Annotated in this window: 26 protein-coding genes; 10 read left to right on the plus strand and 16 right to left on the minus strand. The window is 56.3% G+C overall.

The genetic code is table 11. The annotated features are described in order from the left end of the window. Window positions 1–26 precede the first annotated feature (26 nt). Complete coding sequence (locus tag CFA77_RS06965; RefSeq protein WP_206992838.1) at window positions 27–407, minus strand: hypothetical protein; 381 nt, start codon at window positions 405–407, stop codon at window positions 27–29. Between CFA77_RS06965 and CFA77_RS06970 the strand changes: the two genes are divergently transcribed. Then, window positions 390–1,424: an SAVED domain-containing protein gene (locus CFA77_RS06970; protein ID WP_206992839.1), complete on the plus strand. Its 1,035-nt coding sequence runs from the start codon at window positions 390–392 to the stop codon at window positions 1,422–1,424. The two genes, CFA77_RS06965 and CFA77_RS06970, sit on opposite strands and share 18 nt — an antisense overlap. A gap of 461 nt (window positions 1,425–1,885) precedes the next feature. Here CFA77_RS06970 and CFA77_RS06975 read toward each other — a convergent pair whose 3' ends face one another. From CFA77_RS06975 to trbB, 11 genes are read right to left on the minus strand one after another with little or no spacing between them, the layout of a single operon-like run. After that, the gene (locus CFA77_RS06975; RefSeq protein ID WP_206992840.1) at window positions 1,886–2,200 is read right to left on the minus strand and encodes a DUF736 domain-containing protein; all 315 of its coding nucleotides are present in this window, start codon (window positions 2,198–2,200) and stop codon (window positions 1,886–1,888) included. 4 nt (window positions 2,201–2,204) lie between these two features. After that, complete coding sequence (locus tag CFA77_RS06980; RefSeq protein WP_206992841.1) at window positions 2,205–2,435, minus strand: DUF2274 domain-containing protein; 231 nt, start codon at window positions 2,433–2,435, stop codon at window positions 2,205–2,207. Between the two features lie 11 nt (window positions 2,436–2,446). Beyond that, window positions 2,447–3,709 (minus strand): TrbI/VirB10 family protein, encoded by a 1,263-nt coding sequence (locus CFA77_RS06985; protein WP_206992842.1) that lies wholly within the window; start codon window positions 3,707–3,709, stop codon window positions 2,447–2,449. Window positions 3,710–3,713: 4 nt separating this feature from the next. Further along, window positions 3,714–4,730 (minus strand): P-type conjugative transfer protein TrbG, encoded by a 1,017-nt coding sequence (gene trbG, locus CFA77_RS06990; protein ID WP_206992843.1) that lies wholly within the window; start codon window positions 4,728–4,730, stop codon window positions 3,714–3,716. A gap of 5 nt (window positions 4,731–4,735) precedes the next feature. After that, a complete protein-coding gene (gene trbF, locus CFA77_RS06995; protein ID WP_206992844.1) occupies window positions 4,736–5,428 on the minus strand; it encodes a conjugal transfer protein TrbF in 693 nt (230 codons plus the stop codon). Between the two features lie 3 nt (window positions 5,429–5,431). Next, a complete protein-coding gene (gene trbL / locus CFA77_RS07000; RefSeq protein ID WP_206992845.1) occupies window positions 5,432–6,739 on the minus strand; it encodes a P-type conjugative transfer protein TrbL in 1,308 nt (435 codons plus the stop codon). Beyond that, complete coding sequence (gene trbJ, locus CFA77_RS07005; RefSeq protein WP_206992846.1) at window positions 6,739–7,458, minus strand: P-type conjugative transfer protein TrbJ; 720 nt, start codon at window positions 7,456–7,458, stop codon at window positions 6,739–6,741. The genes trbL and trbJ overlap by 1 nt, the downstream gene beginning before the upstream one ends. Before the next feature lie 11 nt (window positions 7,459–7,469). Next, complete coding sequence (gene trbE / locus CFA77_RS07010; RefSeq protein ID WP_206992847.1) at window positions 7,470–9,935, minus strand: conjugal transfer protein TrbE; 2,466 nt, start codon at window positions 9,933–9,935, stop codon at window positions 7,470–7,472. Continuing rightward, entirely contained in the window at window positions 9,929–10,183 is a 255-nt protein-coding gene (locus CFA77_RS07015; RefSeq protein ID WP_206992848.1) for a VirB3 family type IV secretion system protein, read from the minus strand. Before CFA77_RS07015 ends, trbE begins: the two co-directional genes overlap by 7 nt. Then, complete coding sequence (locus CFA77_RS07020) at window positions 10,183–10,518, minus strand: TrbC/VirB2 family protein (protein ID WP_206992849.1); 336 nt, start codon at window positions 10,516–10,518, stop codon at window positions 10,183–10,185. Before CFA77_RS07020 ends, CFA77_RS07015 begins: the two co-directional genes overlap by 1 nt. Continuing rightward, window positions 10,515–11,510, minus strand: coding sequence for a P-type conjugative transfer ATPase TrbB (gene trbB, locus CFA77_RS07025; protein ID WP_206992850.1), 996 nt, complete (start codon window positions 11,508–11,510; stop codon window positions 10,515–10,517). The genes CFA77_RS07020 and trbB overlap by 4 nt, the downstream gene beginning before the upstream one ends. A gap of 232 nt (window positions 11,511–11,742) precedes the next feature. Here trbB and CFA77_RS07030 point away from each other — a divergent pair, with 232 nt between their 5' ends. From CFA77_RS07030 to CFA77_RS07040, 3 genes are all read left to right on the plus strand, one after another. Continuing rightward, entirely contained in the window at window positions 11,743–12,675 is a 933-nt protein-coding gene (locus CFA77_RS07030) for a DNA -binding domain-containing protein (RefSeq protein WP_206992851.1), read from the plus strand. Between the two features lie 118 nt (window positions 12,676–12,793). After that, window positions 12,794–13,108 (plus strand): helix-turn-helix domain-containing protein, encoded by a 315-nt coding sequence (locus CFA77_RS07035; protein ID WP_206992852.1) that lies wholly within the window; start codon window positions 12,794–12,796, stop codon window positions 13,106–13,108. Between the two features lie 3 nt (window positions 13,109–13,111). Next, complete coding sequence (locus tag CFA77_RS07040; RefSeq protein ID WP_206992853.1) at window positions 13,112–13,525, plus strand: type IIL restriction-modification enzyme MmeI; 414 nt, start codon at window positions 13,112–13,114, stop codon at window positions 13,523–13,525. Here the strand turns inward: CFA77_RS07040 and CFA77_RS07045 are convergent. From CFA77_RS07045 to CFA77_RS07060, 4 genes are all read right to left on the minus strand, one after another. After that, window positions 13,470–14,174: an IS6 family transposase gene (locus tag CFA77_RS07045; RefSeq protein WP_206992854.1), complete on the minus strand. Its 705-nt coding sequence runs from the start codon at window positions 14,172–14,174 to the stop codon at window positions 13,470–13,472. The genes CFA77_RS07040 and CFA77_RS07045 overlap by 56 nt on opposite strands. Window positions 14,175–14,216: 42 nt before the next feature. After that, window positions 14,217–14,465 carry a hypothetical protein gene (locus CFA77_RS07050; protein ID WP_371822981.1) on the minus strand — a complete coding sequence of 83 codons (249 nt, stop codon included), beginning with the start codon at window positions 14,463–14,465 and terminating at the stop codon, window positions 14,217–14,219. Between the two features lie 81 nt (window positions 14,466–14,546). Then, complete coding sequence (locus CFA77_RS07055) at window positions 14,547–14,840, minus strand: hypothetical protein (protein ID WP_206992855.1); 294 nt, start codon at window positions 14,838–14,840, stop codon at window positions 14,547–14,549. 46 nt (window positions 14,841–14,886) lie between these two features. After that, window positions 14,887–15,573, minus strand: a complete 687-nt coding sequence (locus CFA77_RS07060; protein ID WP_206992856.1) for a GntR family transcriptional regulator — start codon at window positions 15,571–15,573, stop codon at window positions 14,887–14,889. A 150-nt stretch (window positions 15,574–15,723) separates the two neighbouring features. Here CFA77_RS07060 and CFA77_RS07065 point away from each other — a divergent pair, with 150 nt between their 5' ends. The 6 genes from CFA77_RS07065 to CFA77_RS07090 all read left to right on the plus strand — a co-directional run bounded on the left by CFA77_RS07065 (window position 15,724) and on the right by CFA77_RS07090 (window position 22,911). After that, window positions 15,724–16,884, plus strand: coding sequence for a Rieske 2Fe-2S domain-containing protein (locus CFA77_RS07065; RefSeq protein ID WP_206992857.1), 1,161 nt, complete (start codon window positions 15,724–15,726; stop codon window positions 16,882–16,884). Further along, on the plus strand, window positions 16,874–17,746 hold the full coding sequence (locus tag CFA77_RS07070; RefSeq protein WP_206992858.1) for an alpha/beta fold hydrolase: 873 nt from the start codon (window positions 16,874–16,876) through the stop codon (window positions 17,744–17,746). Before CFA77_RS07065 ends, CFA77_RS07070 begins: the two co-directional genes overlap by 11 nt. Next, window positions 17,743–18,036: a hypothetical protein gene (locus tag CFA77_RS07075; RefSeq protein WP_206992859.1), complete on the plus strand. Its 294-nt coding sequence runs from the start codon at window positions 17,743–17,745 to the stop codon at window positions 18,034–18,036. The genes CFA77_RS07070 and CFA77_RS07075 overlap by 4 nt, the downstream gene beginning before the upstream one ends. Window position 18,037: 1 nt before the next feature. Beyond that, entirely contained in the window at window positions 18,038–18,838 is an 801-nt protein-coding gene (locus tag CFA77_RS07080) for a hypothetical protein (protein ID WP_206992860.1), read from the plus strand. 44 nt (window positions 18,839–18,882) lie between these two features. Next, window positions 18,883–21,198 (plus strand): TonB-dependent receptor, encoded by a 2,316-nt coding sequence (locus tag CFA77_RS07085; protein ID WP_206992861.1) that lies wholly within the window; start codon window positions 18,883–18,885, stop codon window positions 21,196–21,198. Window positions 21,199–21,282: 84 nt separating this feature from the next. Further along, window positions 21,283–22,911: an AMP-binding protein gene (locus tag CFA77_RS07090; RefSeq protein WP_206992862.1), complete on the plus strand. Its 1,629-nt coding sequence runs from the start codon at window positions 21,283–21,285 to the stop codon at window positions 22,909–22,911. Window positions 22,912–22,920 lie beyond the last annotated feature (9 nt).

Raw genomic sequence — 22,920 nt, forward strand, 5'->3', positions numbered from 1 at the left:
TCTTGTTAGAAACGTCCCCGTTTGATTCAGTGCAGTTTGAGGATGGGCCGAAAGGCTTTGACGATGTAGTCGTGACCTATCGAGGTGATGGCGTATTCGATCACACAGGAAACCGGATCAAAACTGAGCACTTTCAATGCAAATGGCATGTCGGGCAAGGTGAACTCACCCACCAAGACCTGATAGATCCAAAAGCTATTGGCGCGACATCGGTAACTTTTATGGAGCGGTTGCGGAACGCCGTGCGCATCGGGGCAGAAACGGACCGTTTCACGTGGGTGTCCACCAAGCAGGTTGCCGTGAGCGATCAGTTGAGCGAAATCGTTGGAAATGAACGCGGCGAAATTCTTATCCATCGCTTGTTCGACAAAAAAGGTCCAACGTCCAAAATGGGACGCGTCCGTCAAGCCTGGTCTAACGCAGCAGATTTTGACGAAGGTGAGCTTGAGGCGATCCTTTCGCGCCTCGCTCTCAGTACGCGCCAACCAAACCTGGAAACGCTCTCCGAGCAGGTAAATTTGGTGTTTCAATCTGTCGGGCTGAAACCCATTGAGCGCTCAACAGCCTCTTATGTCTACGATGATCTGATTTGGCGTTGGTATGAGCAGGGCAAGCGTGTGTTTACACCAACCATTCTGCGCGAGCTGTGCGAAGGCGAAAACCTGTTCATACACTCCAAACGCTCGCGCACCATTGGCATCCGGACTTTCATGCATCCGATTGACGATATCGTGACGCGCACTGATCGGTTGTTGGACCTCACCGAATATTTTGATCGTCGCCAGATCAAAAACGAGGATGATTGGCGCTACGCAGTAGGCCCGAAAATCAAATCGAACTTAATAGAAGGCGCGCGCGACGTGGACAGCCTACATCTTGTAATTGATGGACATTTTTCAGTCGCTGTTGGAGCCGGGCGCGCCTTGAATGTCAAATGCGGAAAAAAGCTGACACTTGAACAGCGTACGGGCGAGCGTCAGGTCTGGGATCTTGATCCAAAAGCAGCGAGAGCGTCCGCTGACGCGTGCGATATTCGCGTTCACGACAGTGGGCGTGGCAGAGACCTTGTCTTAGACCTTTCTCTTACACGAGACATCGGCGAGGCAGTCGCGCACGATTTGCAAAACCGAGGTCTTGAGACGGTCGCGAGGGTGAGTGTCTATCCCGTGACAGGCTCGTCACAAGGAGCGGTCATCGACGGGTCTCACGCCCTATCAATCGCTGAAGCCGCGATTAATGCGAGTGCTAAGGTCCAGGCGGAGCGCGGCTCTCCGGTTACGCTCCATCTCTATATCGCAGCACCAAATGCTGTCGCGTTTGTGCTCGGCCAACTCTCGGTCGTCTTCAAATCTCTGATCGTTTATGAGTGGGACTTTGAACAAGAGCACGGCGGAGGATACCGTCCAGGTATCCGATTTGGCTGAGCGGTCCATTCAATACTCAAAGTGCATTCCTATCGGGGATGACCGATGAAGTTACAATGGATGCGTCCAGTCGATGAAGCGCTTCTCAACGATTATCCGGGAGAAGCACCCAAGTTTGGATTCCGATAAATCTTATGTCCGGTTTTAGGAAATTTCTGCCGCGCAACTAGTGATGAGATTTTGAATCAACCCATCGTAAACCGAGACTGTCTAGCGGTAGCAGAGGTTCGGCTGTCGTTTCTGACCGACCGGTGCCTTTTTTGGAAGCGCGTGAGGTGCCTGTTCAGTCTGGCTGATTTTGCCCGTCTGTCTTCGAGTTCGCTTTCCAGCCTCTCAAGAATTGGCCAATAGCTGTCACCATAGAGTTCGATGACTCGAGCGACCGTCGCCATCGCTCGTTCAATATCGTCATCGGAATAGGTATCTGATATGTTATTGGCCATGGCGACGAGAAACCGAGTTTAGTTCGCTCTTGGTCGGTTCCAGACCAACACGCCGGTTCCGTCAGCTTCATTCTCAAAGAAAGCCGCCCGTACAGGATCGGCAAAGCTAGGATCATCCAGCTTGACCGCCAGGTAGGGTGTTTCGCCGTCCTTACTCTCTTGACGCCAGGCTGCGCCCAGCTCTGCGCCACCAGCATACAGCCGGAAGTCTGGTGCGCCATCGCTTGACTTGTCCGCATTGGGAACAAGCTGCGCTTTCACGTTGATGGTCATGGTGCGGATCGTGCCGGTATAGGCTCCATCCTTAGCGGTGAAGGTTCCAATCTGTGCCATCGGTCTAATCTCCTGTATTGGCATGAAGAGCGCGGCGCGCCCGTTTGAACCCGGCGTCCGAGCCGAGAAAACTTTCCAGCATGGCCGGGATCAGCGCTTCGGCTTTTTCCTCTGCGCCATAAGTCTGACGGTAGATTTCCGCGTAATCGCTGAGTGCGCACGCAAGGTCGGGATCAACCGAAAGGTTCATGCGGACCGGTGTGCGGTCGGGTAATTGACCAAGTCTTAGGGTCATGGGTTTGCTCCTTATGAGTGAGATCTGAGAATGAGGTCGCGCGTAACAACCACGCGCACCGGCCAGCCGGGGCGCACTTTTATGGTCGGCTGGATGCCGAGACTGCGGTCGACGACGCGCTGACCGGCCTGATTGATTGTGTCGGTCGTGCCGCGCCTTATGGCGCGTTCGATGTCGCCGTCTCCATCCGCGCCGAGTTCAGCGCCAACCCCGAGAATGGTTGCCAGGCCTGCCGCGATAAACACGCGGTCCCAATGATGATCGGTGCGGTCAGACAGGCCAGCAAAGCCCTGCGCGTCGGCACCTGGCGCCGAAATCACAATCGACGACCCGTCAGGGAAAATGATTCGGTCCCAGGTGACCAGCGCGCGGTTCTGACCGAACGAGACTTCGGACTGGTAACGCCCGATGAGGCGTGAGCCTTGCGGGATCAGGACGTATTGCCCGGTGACCGTATCATAGACGGGCTGTGTGACTTGCGCGACCACTGTACCTGGCAGGTCGGAATTGATGCCGGTCACAAGCGAGGCTGGGATCAGGGTGCCCGCCATGACCTGATAAGGCGAGGCTGGGTCTTCGACCTGGTTCGGATTGTAGATGTCGCTGCCCGCGCCTTCGCTCGCAAAGGCGAGCTTGCGGCTTTGAAGATTGGTATCTGCTGGCGTGCCGAACGCAGATGGTGGGCCTTGCGGCAGGGCCGCGAGTGCCAGAAGTTCCGAGCCAAGATCAAGTACGGGGTCACGATAGGCAGGACGGCTGTCGCCGACGGATTGTCCGCCTGTTTCCGATTGAAGCTGGAAAAAGACGGGCGCGCGGGCGGCCTCATCGGCAAGCGCCGCTTCGCGCATGCGCCGGGCGCGTTCGGCTTCATCGACCGGGTTTGGGCGGAAGTCGTCTTCCACTCTCGTGACATATTCCGGTTCGATGCCGAGTTCCCGTTCGGCGCGGAGCATGGTCGCGCCGAGATCGCCTGAAAGCGGCGGGCCGAGACGGGTGGCGCGATCCTCTATTGGAGCGATGTCGCTATAGCTGGCAGGCAGCGTTCCAAGCCCTTCAGGCGTTCTTGTGTTCTTTGTGTTGTATAGCTCGCGCCTTGCGTCCGGGTCGATAGCGGTTGGCGGCTTCAGCGCAACACTCATGGCGGCAAACAGGGCGAGCACGCCAAGTCCAGCACCCACCATCAACACCTTGCGATTGATCCGCGTCACGGGTTTCGGACTGGAGCGGATCTTCAACCGCTCGGCATGCTCATCAAAGGGAATGGGCTCGGTCATCGCCTCAGCCCCCGAAGATCGCCGCAAGGGGCGAACGGCGTTCATGGCGGGAGATGCGCACAACGGTCTGGTTGCTTGTCCCAAGCCTAAGCTCCGCTGCACGGAACAGCCGATCGACGACATAATAATTGCTACGCACACGGTAGTTCACGAGTTCGGCGTCGCCGTCTTCGCCGAGCACGAAGAGAGGCGGCATATCTGTGGCCATAATGTTTTCGGGCATCTGGATGAAAACCTGACGACCGTCATCGAAGACCCGCACCGGTTTCCAGGCAGGACTATCTCCAGACATTCTGTAGTCGAAGTTCAATCCCTCAAGCGTAAGGCCGTTTCCGATACTGCCAGCTTCACGGGCCACAGCACGTTCATTTCGGGCGGTAAGACCTGCCAGCTCATCAGCCGGGTAGCGCCAGGACAGCGCGGCCATATAGCCGCCATCCACGCTTTCCAGTTCAAGGTGATAGGTGCGCCGGTCCGTGGCGATCATGAGATTGGTGCGGATGCCGGATGAGATGGGTTTGACCAGCACATGGGCGCGGGCGGTGTTGCCAGAGCCGGAGATTGTGTCGCCCACCACCCAGCGCACCGTGTCACCTGCAGAGACAGAGACGAGTTCCTCGCCAGGTTGAAGCGCAACATCGCTGACCTGGCCGGGACTGGCATAGAGGCGGTAAAGCGCGCCTTCAGTATAGGGATAGACCTGGATCGCGTTCACATAACCATCGACCGAAGGTTCGATCAGCGCGCCTTCACGGCCTCTCGCGATTGTTTCGCGCGGCGACGCAGACGAGCTGACAGTGGTGCGCGTAATGCGGCGGCGTTCACTGACCTCTCCCACACGCATCATCTGGCCCGGTAGCGGCAGAGGTACGGCGGTCTCTACGATTTCGACGGGATAGTCGGTGTCGTCTTCGATCGGCGTCGCGGCGACGAAAGCGCTGGCGTCTATCGGTTCGAGTTCAGTCGTAGCGCAAGCCGTGGTGAGCGCGAGGGCGGATGTGGCGAGGATTAAGCGAAACATGGGGATCATTCTCCTGTGACGAGGTCCTGTCCCCAGTTCAGGGCATGGACATAAAGGCCGAGCGGGTTAGCGCGCAGGGTCTCTGCGTCGGTCGGCGGTTGCGTGATGATGGTGAAATTGCCGGTGAAGCGCTGCGCCTGCATGAGCGCGCCATTCTCATAGGTCTTCTCGATCCAGCGCGCCTGAAAGCTGTCATCGGACACGCGTACAACGCTGACCACATCCACGGTGCGGGACTTGCGACCCACATCGGCGAAGGGGTCATTTTCCTGGGCGTACTGATTAAGCGTGGTGGACGCCCGGTCAGTGACAAAATCATAGGCTCGCAGCCAGTTCTCGCGCACGACGACAGGGTCAACGGAAAGCCCGCGCACATTCTCGATAAAACCTGCCAGGTGATGGGCGATCTGGGCGTCGGTCGGCGTGTAGCGTTCCGTCGCTGGCGCCACAGCGCGGGCCGCGCCTGTCTCATCGACTTCGACCACATAAGGCGTGACCGCCGATTGCATTGAGCGCCAGACGAGCGCGCTGGAGGTGACAAAGCAAAGCCCGAGACAGCCGAGCGCCATCAGCCGCCAGTTCCTGGCCTGCACGCGGGCTGATCCGATGCGTTCGTCCCAGACTTGCCCCGCCTTCTGATAAGGCGTTTCAGGAAATGGGCTTGGCCCATAGCTTGTGGAAGATCGTTTGAAGACCATGGCTTAGTCGTCCTTGTCATTGAGTTGCGGAGCAGCGCCGGAGGAACCGCGATCACCCTCGCGAAGACTGTGAGCGGCCATCTGACCAGCCTGGCTCGCATTCTGGCGAGCCTGCATTCGGCGCGCCCATCCCGGGCTTGAACTTGAAGAAGAAGACGTAGAGGCATCGCCCCCTCCGGAGCCGCCGGTCGCGCGCCATGCGCCTTGACTGCCACGGCGGTAAGCCTCGCGCATGGATTGAGCGGGTCTGCTTGCGGCACGGCGCACAGCGTCTCCGCCCGCGCGGGCCATACCTGCCATACCTGCTGCGACAGCGCCGACGCCGGACGCACCAGACGCAACAGAGCCGAGGGAATATGAGGTGCGCGCCGCACCAGCCATGCTGGCGCCAGCTTTGACGGCGCTTGAAGCGCCGCCCGCCGCTGCACCAATCGCCGCGCGCCCACCTGCACCGGCGACATATGTGCCTGCCGCAACACCGGCAGCCGCGCCTGCGGCTGAACCCGCGCCGAGCTGCGGCGCGCCGGTGATGAGACCGCTCGCAACGCCAGGCGCAAAGATGCCCATCCAGAAGAACACAATGGCCGCGAGCACCGTGCCCATGACTTGAGCGAGGGTCACATCATCGCCGGTGCGGAACGCATCGGTCACGGAGGAAAAGAGCGTCGAGCCAATGCCGATAATGACGGCGAGAACCATCAGCTTGATGCCCGACGTGATCACATTGCCAAGTACACGCTCAGCGAGGAAAGCAGACTTGTTCCAGAGCGCGAAAGGCACCAGCACAAATCCAGCAAGCGTTGTCAGCTTGAATTCCAGAATGGTGATGAAGAGCTGCACGGCGAGCACGAAGAAGGCCACCATGATGATCGCCCAGGCGATGAACATCACCGCGATCATGATGAAATTATGAAAGAAGGAGATCGGCCCCAGCATGTCGCTAATCTCGGAGAGTAGCGGGTTTGCCGCATCAAAGCCGACCCCGGCAATGAAACCCGGACGAAGCAAGTCCGCCGCTGTCATGGTCCCGCCCCCTGCGGTCACGCCGAGCTGCGCAAAACTGTCAAAGACAATATTGGCAAGGAGCGAAAAGTTGCCGATCACGAAGGCGAAGAAGCCCACATAGAGGACCTTCTTGATCAGGCCCGCGATGACATCACTGTTCTGGGAGAGCGCCCAGAACAGCCCAGCGAGCGTAATATCGATGGCAATCAGCGTGGTCGTAAGATATGCGACATCGCCCGCCAGCAGGCCGAACCCGCTATCAATGTAAGCGATAAAGGTCGCCAGGAAGGTGTCGATGACGTCCATTAGTAGCTGTCGCCTCCAAGGAAGCTGCGGGTCCGGGCGCGGCCACGTTCGGCTTCAGCAAGCTGGCGGGCGCGCTCCAGCGCTTCGGCGCGGTAGTGTGAGGCCATCATGGCTTCCATCTGCATGAGCTGCTCGGTCTGCAGCGCCTCGATCTGATTGCCCGCCTGCAGGACCTGGAGATTGCCGACGGCGGACTGGCTGTCTCCGATCAAGCGGTCGAGACTTTCTGAGTCCGCGCGGGCGGATGAGACGACTTCTGCGGTGACCAGAAGGCTTTCGCGATACGCGGTGCGGGACTGACGCCAGCGCGTGCGGGCCTCTTCGACAAGTACCCGGTGTTCAGGCGGCGTCTCACCGTATTCTTCCGGGTAGATCACTTCATAGTCGCGTTCGATTTCTTCGACGCCATAGCCGATGCCTTCGGCCTCGCGCATGAGATCATCGATGCGGCGCATACGGCGCAGAATGTCATCGGCGATGGAATCGGGCAGGTTTTCCAAATCACGCGCCATATTCTCCAGCATCTCGATCTCATGGGTGAGTTGCTGGATTTGCTGATTGATCTGCTGGAGGGACCGAACCGCCGTCAGAATATTCTGCGTATGATTGGCTGGATCATAGACGATGCCACCGCCAAACAATTGCGCAGCGGCAGGCGGCGCAACAATTACACTGATTGGAAGAGCACAGAGCGCAGCGGAGAGGAGAAGGCGTTTCATCGGTGTGGCTCCTATTCTGCAGCGATGGCGTGAGAGGGTGGGAAGGGTTTGGACGCATCAAGCGCATGGCCGGGCCAGCGTGCGAGCAACTCGGCCGCCCAGGGCGGGCCCTTTTCGTGGAACCAGCATTCTGCGAAGCCGTCGCCTTCGGTTTCTGCCCATATACGGTCGAGCAGCGCCTGATCTTCTGGAGCGGAGGCGCCGCAAACGGATAAAGCGATGGGTCCAAGCCCCAGATCGAAGACCCGCGCACCGAGGGGCGATTGATAGTAATAGTCGCGCTTGGGCGTTGCCCTGCTGATCAACTCGATCTGACGGGCATTAAGGCCAAACCGATCATAGGTCTCTTTTGACTGCGGTTCCTGTGCGCGTTCGTTCGGCAGGAAAATCCGTGTCGGGCAGGACTCGACAAGGGTTGGCGCAATGCTTGAATTGGCAATGTCCGCAAGGCTCTGCGTCGCGAACACCACGGACACGTTCTTTTTTCGCAGGGTCTTGAGCCATTCGCGGATGCGTGCGGCAAACATCGGATCATCAAGGAAAAGCCAGGCCTCATCGAGGATGAGCAGCGTGGGCTTGCCATCGAACCGCGCTTCGAGCCGGTGGAAGAGATAGGTGATGACCGGCGCAACCGCGCCTTTCGCGTGCATCAGCTCTTCCATCTCGAAGCAGACCGTGTCCGCGAGGCTGAGGCTTTCATGATCGGCGTCGATCAAGCGGCCATGCGGGCCTTCGAGGGTGAAGGGATGCAGCGCCGATTTGAGCGTGTCGTCCTGCAGCATGAGGGTCAGGCCGGTCAGCGTGCGTTCGGTTTCAGGCGCAGTGCTGAGAGACTGAATCGCTTCCCAGAGACGGGCTTTCAGGTCTGGCGTCATTGCGACGCCTTCATTTGTGCAGAGGCCTGCCAGCCAGTCTGCGGCAAAGCTCGCACCATGTTCGGTATCGATATCTTTCAGCGGCTGGAGGCTTGGGGCATTGCTGCTGCCGAGATCAACATGTACGCCGCCCATGGCGAGCGTCGCGGCGCGGGCCGAGCGGCCCTTATCGAAGATGAAGACCTGAGCGCCTTGATAGCGTTTCCATTGCAGGGCGAGCAGCGACAAGAGGACGGACTTGCCTGCACCGGTCGGACCGACGACAAGAGTGTGGCCAACATCGCCGATGTGGAGGTTCAGCCGAAATGGCGTTGTGCCATCGGTCTGTGCCTGAATAAGCGCAGGGGCTTGCAAGTGTTTGTTGGTGTCTTCGCCTGCCCAGACCGCTGAGAGCGGCACCATATGGGCGAGGTTGAGCGTGTGCAGGATGGGTTGGCGGACATTGGCATACGGATGACCAGGCAATGATCCGAGCCAGGCATCGACAGCATTGAGCGTCTCACGGATCGCGGTGAAGCCCCGGCCATTCACGATGCGCTCAGCGATCCGGATATGTTCATCGACGGTGCGCGGATCAGGATCAGCGACGGTAATCGTCGTGGTGACATAGCCATAGGAGACAAGATCGGAGCCAAGCTCCTGAAGTGCGGCGTCCGCGTCAGCGGCCTTGTTGTCGGCATCATTGTCTACGAGCGCCGCTTGTTCATTGAACATGGTCTCGCGGAGCACCGCGCCGATCGATTTGCGCTTGGCGAACCAGTGACGGCGCTTCTTGCCAAGCACTTTTTCGGCTTCGGCCTTATCCATCGCAATGAAGCGCGTGGCCCAGCGATAGGCGAAGCCCTGCCGGTTCAGCTCATCCAAAATCCCGGGCAGTGTCGAGGCCGGGAAACCCAGAATGGTCAATGTGCGCAGGTGCGCCTCGCCGACCATGGGTTCGAGTCCGCCTGCGAAAGGTTCGTCGGCGAGAATGGCGTCGAGAAAGACGGGAAGCTCGGGTGTGAAGACCGGGTGGCGCTTCGTCGAGATGGTCGAGTGCAGGTAGGTCAGCGTCTGATCGTCAGAGAGCTTTGCGATTTCGGCGAGGCAGGTGGAGAGCAGATCGAAGACGCGGGTCGCATGCTGCTGGAACGTCTCCAGCCGGTGGCGCCACGTCGCGGCGTCTTCCGTTTCAGCGCGCTGGATCAGCGCCTTCTCGGCGCGGCCTGTTGCATCGGCGGGCGGCAGCCAGAGGATTGTCAGGTAGTAGGAACTCTCAAACCTTGTGCCGGATTCTTCGGCCTGCAGCGCGCGTTCCTGATCGACGAGCCAGGACAGCGCATCGGGGAAATCGCTTTCGGGATAATCATGCACTTCATGGCGCTGTGCCTCGAAGAAGAGCGCCCAGCCCGAGCCAAACCGGCGCAGCCCATTATTGACCCGCGCCATGACGGAGACGAGTTCTTCGTCTATCGAGCTGTCCAGGTCCGGGCCGCGATAGCGGACCGTAGTCTGGAAGGAACCGTCCTTGTTGAGGACGACACCGGGCGCGACAATACAGGCCCAGGGGAGATAATCGGCAAGCAGTGTAGGCGTGTCTGCATATTCTTTCAGGTTCAGCATGACAGATGCTCCTTGTTACGCACCGAGCGACTGGCCACAGCCATAAAATCCGGATCAGACCGCGCCATGAAAACGGCGGCGGAATGCCCAAGCACCCACAAGAGGAGCCCCGGTATCCAGAGCCTCAGACCGAGCGCGAGGGCTGCTGCCAGTGTCCCGATAGCGATGGCGGCGCTTCGCGGCGCACCGGCCATCAGGATCGGCTCGGTCAGCGAGCGGTGCAGCGGGATTTCATAGCCCTCAGCCATCAGATCAGCGCTCCGCCGCCGAAGCTGAAGAAAGTCAGGAAGAAGCTGGTCGCTGCAAACGCGATTGAGAGCCCAAACACGATCTGGATCAGTTTGCGCATGCCGCCTGACGTCTCACCAAAAGCGAGCGTCAAACCGGTCAGGGTAATGATGATAACCGCAACTATCCGGGCGACCGGGCCTTCGATCGATTGCAGGATCTGATCCAGCGGGCCTTCCCAGGGCATGCCCGAACCAGCCGCATGGGCGGGGCCCGCGAGGAGTAGCCCAATGCCGATCGCAGCGGCGACCTGAACCGTCCGGTTCACGGCGCGAATTTGATTATAGAGAATCATAAAGAGGTTCCTTCTGTGACGAGTGAAAGCGAACGAGAAACAAGCGGGGCGGTGTCATAGCCCTCACCATTGAAACCGGTGACGCGCAGCGCCTCTTCGACGCGGCGCTGACCACCGGCGCGGCTCATGAACACGACGACGTCGATCGCTTCTGCAATCAGGTCGAACGGCGCGCGGGGCGTTGCTTCGAGCGTGAGCTGTTCAAGGCGTTGAAGCGCGCCGTATGCAGAATTTGCATGGAGCGTCGTGATGCCGCCGGGGTGACCGGTGTTCCAAGCCTTGAGCAGGTCGAGCGCTTCGGCGCCTCGCACCTCGCCCACAATGATCCGGTCAGGTCTGAGGCGCAGTGTTGAGCGCACAAGGTCCTGCAAGCTTGTGCTGCCGCGATGGGTTCGCAGCTGAACCACATTCGGCGCTGCGCATTTAAGCTCGCGCGTGTCTTCGAGAATGACAATGCGATCGTCATTGAGACCGGCCTCAGCGAGCAAGGCATTGGTGAAGGTCGTCTTGCCCGACGAGGTCCCGCCCGCGATGAGAATATTGGAACGGGTTCTGATAGAGTCTTTCAGCGCTTCAGCGAGCGCTGGGGCCAGTGCGCCCTGGTCAACATAATCGCCGAGTTCAAATGGCGTTGTCGCTGGTTTGCGGATCGAAAAGCATGGGGCCGTCGAGACAGGTGGGAGAAGCCCTTCAAAGCGCTCGCCACTGCCGGGGAGTTCGGCAGAAACGATAGGGGAGTTGCGGTTTGCAGCTTCTCCCACTCCGGAGGCTACAAGGCGGATGACCCGCTCGCGGTCGGAGGCTGGGAGAGTATGCTCGGAGACAACTAAGCCAATGCCAGCCGTCTCGATCCAGACTGACCCATCCGGGTTAGCCATGATCTCAATCGTGTCCGGAGCTTCAAGAGCTTCCCGCACCACCGGGCAGAACGCCGTGCGCAGCATTGTGCTACGGCGGGCGTCTGTTTCTGAGTGGTGCGGGGTCTGGCCCATCGAGTTTTGCTCCTGTCACTTGGCGTTTGCGAGTGATTGAAGCTTTGCAGGCGAACCGAATTTACGGGAGTCGAAATGGCGACAAATGGAGGCCTAGGGCGGCGTATTCAGGCATGACGCCACATATGGCGGCATAATGGAGTTTAAATATGTATCGCGATAATTAGCGTCTTGCGCGAACCTATTTTGTGAGTGACGCGTAACTTTGTTTATATATCTGTATATAATTTAGATGAAATATTTCTGCTTAAGCAGGGAATGCAGATATTCATTTGGCGCAATTCTTGCTGCTTTTCTCCTGATACGGGAGGCGCTGATGAAAAAATATCCTCTAAAGGCAGGCGGGGTGCTTGGTAAATATAACTACCTCTGGCGTATGTCACAGGACCGGTGGGCGTGGGAATATCTGAGACGAAACGAGGACTTTCGTGACGATGCTACCCTGCACTCAAAAGACGATATATCTGAGTTAAAAGGGCCGTGCGGTGAGGCGAGTATCCGTCTTCTAAGGTCTCGTGTCCCGCAAAAACTAGCCTCGCGATGGGGATTGGTCTTCATGCCTGATCCCGATCAGAATGGAATCGACGCTGATGCGGTGTGGTTGAAAACCGCGTTTCCGGATCAAGTGGAAGTCAATTGTACCCCGCGCGCCGAAGGTCAATCTTGCGATATCTGGGACCGTACAGTTCCCCACTGTGATATTACACACGTGACTGATCGTGCGCAGCGTGAGTTTTTAATGCTGCGAGGCAATGGCTGTGTTGCCCAGGTTCGTTGCACAGGGCTGTCAGTTCTTGGATTGGAACCTGTAAGGATGAAGTTGCAAATTTCCGATATGGAAGCCTATGAGCGTAAACTAAAGGCCCAAAAAGATGCCATGCGCATTTATGGTGATGACCCCGACCTCGAAACACCGCTCTGGTCCAAGGGCACACAAATGCTCCGCGACGGACTGGTTGCCCTTGATTGCATGGCGTTGGGCATGACACGGCGAGAAATTGCCGTCGTGCTCTACGGAGAAGAGGCGGTGAAAGCCGAATGGGGCGGACGGTCAATGAAAAGCGCGATGCGGTACCTCGTCAACAAAGCCGAAGCATTGCGAGATGGTGGATACCTGGTTGAATTGCTAGGATCGCAATTGGGGCCTCAAAGGACGGCGGCTTAGTTCGAGGATCACGCAATAACGAGGTTCTTATTGATTGGTGAGAACCTCGGATTGCCACCAATTTAGCATCGGAAAGCACCGCGTTTACGAATCTTAGTGGTTTGACTATACCACGATCATGAGCTCTTTTCCCATTCATGATGATGGTCTGTTATCAGACGCTGAAGCCTTAGAAGGCAATGCTCAAGATCTGAAAGCCTGGATCGCAGAGCGAATTGATCGCAGCATAAGCGTCGCGGGGCTCACACAAACTCAAGCAGCCGAACGCATGGGGCTAAAGCAGCCTGATTTATCTGCAGTGCTGCATGGCAAGCTGAATGGCTATTCCGTGGAACGATTGGCCCGTTGTTTGGCGGCGCTCGGAGACCAAGTCAGATTTACTGTCAAAGGCGCGGATGGGTCAGAGAACTCTTTCATAGTGGGAGGCAACTAATCCATGCTTTCCCCCGGTGAAATTTATTCCAACCTGGATGTTCTGGCGGCTAACCCGCCAGAGGGCGGCGAATTTGGTTTGGCGCTGATGGAAGCCGTCGGCGCCCCACGCTCAACGATCACCAAATTGAAAGATAAAGCTGCAGACGGCGCGTTTACTTGGACGCGCATGTTACGCTTCGAGTGTGTGGAGTCGGGACAAACAGGCGATGCGCTTCAAACTATGATTGAAGAGGTGGAAGCGTCCCCCAAAAGCCGTCAGCCCCGTATTCTCTTGGCCTTCGATGGAGACAGTATAGCTGCCTACGAGGTGCTGTCAGTCTATTGCGAACCGGTCTCCGATTTACTTAAGTCGATAGATTTTAGGCAGTTAGAAGTTGGCGCCACTCAACGAGGGCGACATTGCGGAGATCTTTGAACCTGGTTCTTCGTTCGATATTGCGCTGATGATTGAAGTGATTGTAGACGGATGAATGGACCGAGACGAACTTCTGCAAGCTTCGCATTTGCCTGAACTTCAACATGGCGCGTTCTCGTCGTCGGAACGGTAAATGCGAGTTTTCCGCGCGATTGTTTGCCCACCTCGCTGTCTCTTGTCGAGCTTCGTTTCCAATCACTTTCATAGCAGCGCGATATGAGGCTAGCCTGTCTGTCACGATGACTTCAGGGTTGCCGTATCGCTTCATCGTTTTCTTCAAGAATCGTATTGCAGCCTTACGATCCCGGCGTTTCGTGACGAAGCATTCCAGAACTTCACCTTCGTGATCGACGGCGCGCCACAGATAGTGTTGCTTGCCGTTTATCTTCACGAAAACCTCGTCGAGGTGCCACCTCCATTGCGGGCTTTGCCGCATGGAGTGAGATCGCTTCTTCCTGATTTCAGACGCGAACATCGGCCCAAATCTGTTCCACCAATGACGGACGCTCTCATGGCAAACATCGATACCTCGCTCATGAAGCAAGTCTTCGACGTTGCGAAGCGAAAGTGGAAATCTAACGTACATCATCACGGCAAGCCTGATGATTTCTGGCGATGTGTTGAAGTAACGGAATGGGTTCTTGGTCATGCGACCGAGACTAGGCTCGGGGCAGGGCAGTCTCAAGCCCGTTTAGTCTGACAGTGCCCATTGGGGCGTCTGTCGCATGTAAGAGGCACGCTTAGATCTTATCTTGCCGGCGAAGAGTGGTCCAAATCTGTCCACCCAGAGCCGTACACTTTCGTGGCACACATCTATGCCGCGTTCGTGCAGCATGTCTTCAACATTGCGGAGTGATAGTGGAAATCTGACATACATCAGGACCGCGAGCTGGATGATCTCAGGCGACGTCTTGAAATAGCGGAATGGGTTTTTGCTCATCAGTTGAGGCTAGGGCAGGGGATTTTGACTTTCAAGCGAGTTTCCGCTGACAATACCGGCCAGTGCGATGCCAGCGCCCAATCAGGCCTGGCATGAGGCGACAGCTGCCTTTGCCGCTTCTGATAATTGGCTCATACGCGTCTGAGGATCGCTTTCGGTTTCGACTGCTGTTCGCAGTTCCGCTTCAAGTGCCGCGTCCTCTTTCGCCTGGTTTGACAAACATGGGCAAAACGCATCAATTTGTGCGGCCGACAGGCCGTCGCTGGCCGAGATCGTTCGGCACATTGTCTCAAAGTCGTCAGAGCCGGTTTGGGCATGGCCCATAGCCGTCATCAGCGTCATGGCAGCAATACCTGAGTAAAATAGCTTGGTCATTTCTCGTCCTCGTCTATGTGTCTAATACAACGGGTTGGCGGCGCCCTTAATCGGCAACTGAAGCTGCAAGCTTTGCGGTTTCGCGGACATGATGGCGCATCGCAGCTTCGGCCCGCTGCGGATCACCGGCCTGAATAGCCGCGATAATTTCGAGGTGTTCGCCTGCTGATTTCTGTCGAACATGGTCATCGATAACCCGTATAAACCGGTGACGATATGCCGGGATCTGCAGCCGTGACAGGCTTTCTCGTAAGTATGAGTTTTTACCCATCTCGACCAAGCCATCGTGAAAATCAACGTTGCGCTGCATGTGCTCGCGCTCTGATCGATCCAGGGTTCTGTCTGACCAGATTTCAAGCTGACCGGCGAGCCATGTCTGGTTCTTCTCGCGTGCGCTGCGTTCAGCGGCCAGAAACGCAGCCAGCCCTTCCAGCCGTTCGCGAATTTCGAAAAGATGAACGAGCTTTTCCCGTGTCAGTCGCACGACGGATGCCCCGCGCTGCCGTTTAATGTCGACCAAGCCGGTGGCCTCCAGGTGTTTAAGCGCCTCTCGAACAGCGCTTCGTCCGACAACAAACTCTTCGATCAGGTCTGCCTCAATCAGCCTCTGACCTGCGGCAAAATCTCCATCTAGAATACGCGTCCGTAGCTGCTCTGCCAGAGCCTCCGATACGGAAAGACCTGATTGCATGCGATCTTGCATGGTCACAGTGGGGGAGGTCGCGCCGTTCATTAATCTTCCCTTTTTTCTACGCATTACACGTATCGCGATTGAGAAATTTCGTCAAGCTATTTGGTCATATAAAATTGTCTGACAATCTTGTTGACAATCCGAAAATAGTCTGTAACTTGCCTGAAACTGATTATAATTGGAGCGTTGAACATGACAGAAGGATTTGTGGACCAAGCTGTTCTCGATCAAGTGAAAGTTGGGAAGGGATATGTCGCCGCCAAATATGGTTTTCGAAATCATTGGTATCCGGCAATTTTTTCGGATCAGATTGAAGAGGAGCAAGTGGTTCCCGCGCAGATCTGTGGAGAGAAAATTATCTTTAAACGGATTGATGGCAAAGTCTTCTGCATCAAAGATCAATGTATACATAAAGGTGTCCAGCTCTCCAAGAAGGTCGAATGTTTCACGAAGGGCACAATTACCTGCTGGTATCACGGCTTCACCTATCGCTTCGACGACGGTGTCTTGAACGGGATTGTTGGTGTTCCCGACAGTAATGTTATCGGCCGCAAACGCGTGCGGACCTATGCGGTTGAAGAGCAGAAGGGGGTCATATTCGTCTTCATTGGGGATGAGGATTTTGCGCCCCCTCCGTTGGAAGAAGATGTACCTCCAGGATTTCTAGCCGAAGGTCATGTATTACGTGGTCGCAGCCAGGAAGTCGCGGCGAATTGGCGTATCGGCGCCGAAAATGGGTTCGATTCCACCCACATATTTATCCACAAGGACTCGATCTTGATTGAAGACGCGGATTTGGCGCTGCCTTTGGGTTTGGTGCCGCTTCATAATGGGGCGTTTGAAACAACCGAAGAGGATGGCGGACCCAAAGGCGTGCACGATATTTTTTCTCCCGAAACGATCAATCCAGTTTTTGAAGGAAAGATTGAAGGCGAGATCGTCAAAATGGGCCGACCAGAGGGTAAGAATATGCTCCCTCAGACAATATCGATCTGGATGCCTTGTGCGCTGCGCGTCCAGCCCTGGCCTGCGCCTGACCTGACGCAGTACGAATTTTACGTTCCAATCGATGGCGTGCGCCACATCTACTTTCAGTTTCTGGCCAAGGATGTGACCTCCGATAAAGAGGAGATGGCCTTTGAAAAAGAGTTCAAGGAACGCTGGGTCGAAAAGGCGCTGATCGGGTTCAACCAGGACGACATATGGGCGCGTGAGGCGACCCAGGAGTTTTATGCCGACGATACCGGTTGGCTGCGGGAGTCTCTGTTCGAAGCTGACGGGAACATCGTGCGCTGGCGCAAGCTGGCCGATCAGCATAATCGCGGAATTCAGGAGCCTCAACATGTCCGTTAATACTCTTTCTCGCACGCAACCGACACCGGTCGACGTGAAAAGCAATTTCATAGATGCGAGCGGATTGAAGACGCATTACCTCACGTGCGGTGATCCATCCAAGCCGCCAATAATTCTTATCCATGGAGGAGGGGCGGGAGCGACCGCTATGGGAAATTGGCAGGGTACGTTCGATCTGTTTGCAAAAACGCATTACGTTATCGCGCCCGAGATGCTCGGATTTGGGCAAACCGCGAAACCCCAGAATATTGCGTATAGTCAGGATGACCGGGTCAATCATATGAAGGCGTTCCTGGACGCGATGGACTTGACCGGTATTCCTCTGGTTGGAAATTCGATGGGCGGTGCGACCTCTCTCGGTATTTGTATGAAATGGCCTGAAGCTGTCAGCGATCTGGTGCTAATGGGTAGCGCCGGCCTGAACGTTGAAATCACGCCAGCTATGATGCCAATTCTAGGCTACGACTTTACAATTGAGGGGATGCACAAGCTCATCAGTGCGTTGACCGGACCGCTTTATACGGCGTCTGACGAGATCATCAAAGCCCGCCATGAGGGCTCATTGGATCCAGACGGGCGGGTCGCATACACCAAGGCGATGGGATGGATCCGCGAGCAGGGGGGGCTTGCTTATGCCGAGGAGGAAATATCTCAGGTGAAAAATAGAACTCTGGTTGTGAATGGGAAAGACGATATTGTTGTTCCGCTCGCCTATGGCATCCGGTTTATGGAGTTACTGGAAAACTCTACCGGTTACTTCATGCCGCATATTGGCCATTGGGTCATGATCGAGGCGCCTGAAGAGTTCGCGGAAGTTGTGCAAGGCTTCTTGGCCCGCAATCCTGGAACGGGAGCCGCGTGATGCTGACCCCTAAACGTCAACGGTTTCATCCGGTGCAAAACTTCATCCAAATGCTCGGCCGGGATCATGCGACACAGGAAAAGTTCGCAAAAGATCCCAAGGCAGTCTTCGCCGATTTTGGCTTGTCTGAAGGTGAAATTGCCGGCCTGCAAGATGGGACGTTTGGTGCGCTTGATGCAATTGATCTGCACCCGGTCTTTCGTATGCACTGGCTGATGATGAGTGATCCGGAGGGCGCCAAGATGATGAACGTCACGGAGTTTCTGCCGGTTCTGCAAGGAGGCAAGTAAAATGGCTAAGATTGTAGGAGGTTTCGCGACTTCGCATATTTTGATGTCATCACAAGGCGTTGAAGAAAAGGCGAGACGTGTGACTGAAGGCATGGCCGAAATTGGTCGTCGCATACAGGCGCTGTCGCCAGACGTGATTTTGGTGGTGACGAACGACCATTTGTTCAACTTTGGTCTGGACCTGCAGGTGCCCTTTACGATCGGGACCGCCGACACGTATACCCCGCTCGGCGACCTGGCTGTTCCGCAGATTGAACGCCCAGGGCATCGTGAATTTGCTGAAGAGTTTTTAAGATATAGCGCCTCCAAGGGATTTGATCTGGCCAGAGTGGAAAGTATCAAGCCGGATCATGGTGTCAGCGTGCCAATGCTATTCGCTGACCCCACAAATAGTGTTCCGATGGTTCCTTTGTACCTGAACTTGATGATGGATCCCATGCCGTCGCCGCAACGCTGTTGGGGTCTCGGAGAGGCGTTCGGCGATTTCATTGAAACCAGGTGCAAAAGTGCTGACCGAATTGTTGTGCTGGCGGCTGGCGGACTGTCGCATTGGGTCGGCTATGAGCCGCGGGTCAACGAAGCCTGGGACCGACAATTCCTGGCAGACCTTGAAGCCGGAGAATTCCTCGGATGGGCGCAAAAAGGAAAAGACGAGATCCTCGAAGCTGCGGGCAATGGCGGGTTAGAGGTCATTCACTGGTTGTTTATGGCGGCAGCCGTGCGGGCAAAAAGATCGGAGACTATCTACTATGAGCCCGTCCCTGAATGGATGACTGGAATGGGCGGCATCCAGGCAGTTTAGTGTTTTAAAACAGCAACTTAAATGACGCTCAGGGAGGGCGAACAATGTCTCTTTACCTAAATTCCAGAAACGATCTTCAGCCAAAGCGATCGCTGCTGCGATCTTCGGCCGCTGCGGCCTTTGTGTGTTCAGGCGTATTCAGCCTCAGTTTCGCGGCAAGCGCACAGGAGAGCCCGGCTTCAGAAGTAGATGCGACAGCGCGCCTGCAAACCGTCACGGTCACAGCGCGTAAAGTGGAAGAAAGCCTGCAAACGACTCCGGTATCTGTGACCGCGGTGTCGGGCGCCGATCTTGACGCCAAGGAAATTGATACGACTGAGGATCTTGGCCGTTTGGCACCAAACCTGGTTATTACGCAGGGCCAGGGCGTATCTGGCAACGCCTCCGCGGGCGCCTATTTCATCCGAGGGATTGGACAGATCGACTATCTTCTGAACACCGATCCCGGGGTTGGCGTCTATGTTGATGGCGTGTACCTCGCCCGGTCAATGGGTTCGATCATCGATTTGATCGAGCTTGACCGCGTCGAGGTATTGCGCGGCCCGCAAGGCACGCTTTTCGGCCGAAACACAATTGGCGGCGCGGTCAACCTAGTTTCAAAGGCGCCCACCGAAGACTTTGCAGCGAAACTGAAAGCGACGGTTGGCTCGTTTGAGCGCAAGGAAGTACAGGGATCGATCAATGGCCAGCTGGCAGAAGGGCTGACCGGTCGTTTGTCTGCGCTGTATAGAGATCGCGATGGCTGGGTCGACCGGATCACCGATGGATCGACGCTGGGCGCCGAAGAAACACTGGCTTTGCGCGGGGCATTGCGGTTTGAGCCAACCGACGCACTGACCGTGGATCTGGCCGTCGATTATTCGGATACTGACGGCACGTCATCGCCGTTCAACGTCGTTGAAATCAATGAAACCGCCCAATTTGCAGGATTTCATAATGGCGCCCTTGTAGGCCCGCCATGCGTGCCGCCGCCAGGGGCCTTGAACGACCCCAGATGTTTCAATCCGCAATGGGTAACGGGCGATTTGTATTCTGAGCAAGGGGTGGACCCATCGAATACGGAACTGGAAGCGTTTGGCGCCTCGTTGATTGGCGAATATGCGTTCAATTCCAACTTCTCGATCAAATCGATTACCGGGTATCGCGACACGACCGCGCTGGGAAATCGGGACGGTGACCATACGCCGATATTGATCCAGAACACCCGCGACACCTGGGAGCATGAGCAGTTCAGCCAGGAGCTGGAATTCATTGGTGAGGGGATGCTGGATGGCAAACTCGACTGGATTTTGGGCCTCTATTACTTCCAGGAAGAAGGTGAGAACCTTAACTTCGTCACCTTCCCTGTGGTCAGCTTTCAAAGCGGCGGCGCAATCGAGAATGACAATACCGCCGTCTTCGGTCAGGCAACCTATAATCTGACGGATCGCCTGTCGGTGACAGCCGGGGCGCGGTGGACCGATGAGACCAAGCGGTTCACGCCGGATCAGTTTGTTCTGGCAGATCCAACCGGGCTGTTTCCCCCTGGAAGTGTACCGGGTTTCCCGCTGACGCCGAACGAAGAATTCAGCGTGGATTTCGAAGAAGTGACGCCAATGGTCAATGTTGCTTATGATTGGAACGACCGGCTTATGACCTATGTCACCTATTCTGAAGGCTTCAAAAGCGGTGGCTTTACGCAGAGAATTTTCCCGCCGCTGCCCGCGCCGCCGCCGTTTGACCCGGAATTTGTGGAGTCGGTTGAGGCTGGTTTCAAGTTCGAAGCCGAGAGCGGTAAATTCCGCCTGAATGGCGCGGCGTTCATGACCGACTATTCAGACCTGCAGGTGCTTGTCCTGGTGGGCGTACAGCCTTTGACCTCAAACGCCGCCGCAGCGGAGATACAAGGGTTCGAACTTGAGTTTGAAGCGCTGCCAATGGCCGACCTGCTTATTACCGGTAGCGTTGGCTATGTCGATGCCGAATACACCGAACTTGAACCAAGCGTTGAGGCGCTGGGTATTTCAGAGAGTAATGCCTTTGCGCAGGTTCCCGAATGGACCGGATCGCTGAGCGCGTCCTATGAGTTTGATCTTGGGCCGGGTTCAGTCCTCCCGCGGATCGATATCGCTTATCAGTCTGAAAGCTTCATGGATGCAGTGAATACCGAGTCACTCAAGCAAGACAGTTACGCGCTTGTGAATGCCTCCGTCGCCTACCGCCCTGATAATGCGGCGTGGGAGCTGAAAGTCTTCGGCAAGAACCTGACCGATGAAGAATACTATATGGGCGGCTTCGCGGATTTGCCAGACCAAGGTTACGCCGAAGCGGCAATCGGACGGCCAACCGAATGGGGCATTTCCCTTGCCGTTGAGTTTTAAAATCGGCGGCTGAGGTCGCGTCAGGCGGGGTTGGTCATTCCTCCCCAACCCCGCCCGGCGCCTAATCTATGAGGAGAAAAAATCGTGACTACGGCGCACAAAAACACTTATGTCCTCGACCGAATTCCGGCGCGCCAGAGCCAGCCTGTATTCGCACCGGAAGAGAATCTGAGCCAGATTCCAGATGTGTTTAACGCCTCATCTCTATTGGATCGTGTCATATCGAATGGGCGCGGGCTGAAGCCAGCCATTCGGACTGAAGCGGGTGACCTGTGTTATAATGACCTCTTGTCACTTGTCGATGAGGTTGCCCATTTCCTTGTTGAACAGATGGGGGTTGTGCCGGGTGACCCTGTCCTGCTTCAGAGCCCAAATACGCCGCGTGCATTTGCGGCGTGGTGGGCGGTGATGCGCATCGGCGCTGTCGCGGTCTCAATCATGCCGATGCTACGGGCTGACGAGATTGCTAAGATTGCGGCCAAGGCAAAGATACAGGCGGCGATAACGACGACCGCGCTGTTCGATCGTGTATCTGAAGCACAAAGCCAATCGAAACTCTCGTACCCAATTGGCGTGCTCGACGCTGAAGACGGTTTGGGCAAAAGGCTTGGTGCTCCAACTGGAAAGCCTTTCCTTCCGGTTGCAACGTCAAAGAATGATCCCGCACTCCTGGCCTTTACGTCTGGAACAACGGGGATGCCCAAGGGGTGCGTTCACTATCACCGCGATATCCAACTGATTTGCGAGGGCTTTCTGAAGAATACTTTAGAGGCAAGCCCGGATGATGTGTTGTGCTGTACCGCGCCGATGGCCTTCACTTTTGGTCTTGGCATGTCTGTCATTTTCCCCGTCGCGATTGGCGCGTGTTCAGCGTTGCCATCCAAACCGGGCTATGAAGCACTCGCAGATGCGCTGGACGATATGCAAGTCAGTCTTCTTGCAACAGCGCCGACGGCCTACAGGGTGCTCGCAAAACTCGCCAAGGGGCGTTTCGAGAGGCTGGAGAAGTGCGTATCGGCCGGGGAACACCTGTCAGCCGAAACATTTGAGATGTGGCAGGAGGCAACCGGTTTGCCACTGATTGATGGGATAGGTGCTACCGAGCTTATGCACATCTTTATCGCTTCACCGCCCGGAGCAGCGCGGCCTGGATCAACGGGTAAACCGGTTCCCGGTTACGAAGCCACTATTCTAGACGAGAACCTGGACCCCGCGCAGATAGGCGATGTTGGTCGCCTCGCTGTTCGGGGCGTCACGGGATGCCGGTACATGGAGGATGATCGCCAATTTGAATACGTACAGAATGGCTGGAATCTGACTGGTGATCTGTTTCGCCAAGATCAGGATGGATATTTCTGGTTTGTATCGCGCGCTGACGATTTGATCGTGTCATCAGGCTATAATATCGCAGCGGTGGAAGTGGAAGATGCTATCAAACAGCATGATGCGGTCAAGGAAGTCGCGGTGATTGGCGTGCCGGACTCTGAACGCGGTCAGATTTGCAAGGCCTTCATTGTCCTGCAAGACGGCATGGCATCCGCCGGTACACTCGCGAGTGATATTCAAAATTTTACCAAAGCGATCATTGCACCGTACAAATATCCAAGAGCTGTCGAGTTTGTTGATGCGCTGCCTAAAACGCATACCGGAAAACTCAAGCGCAGTGCTTTAAAGCCGAGCGGACCGTCGCCGACTTCAAACCGCGCGTCATAAAGGAACTGA

The organism is Hyphomonas sp. KY3, from assembly GCF_017309975.1.
GTDB lineage: Bacteria > Pseudomonadota > Alphaproteobacteria > Caulobacterales > Hyphomonadaceae > Hyphomonas.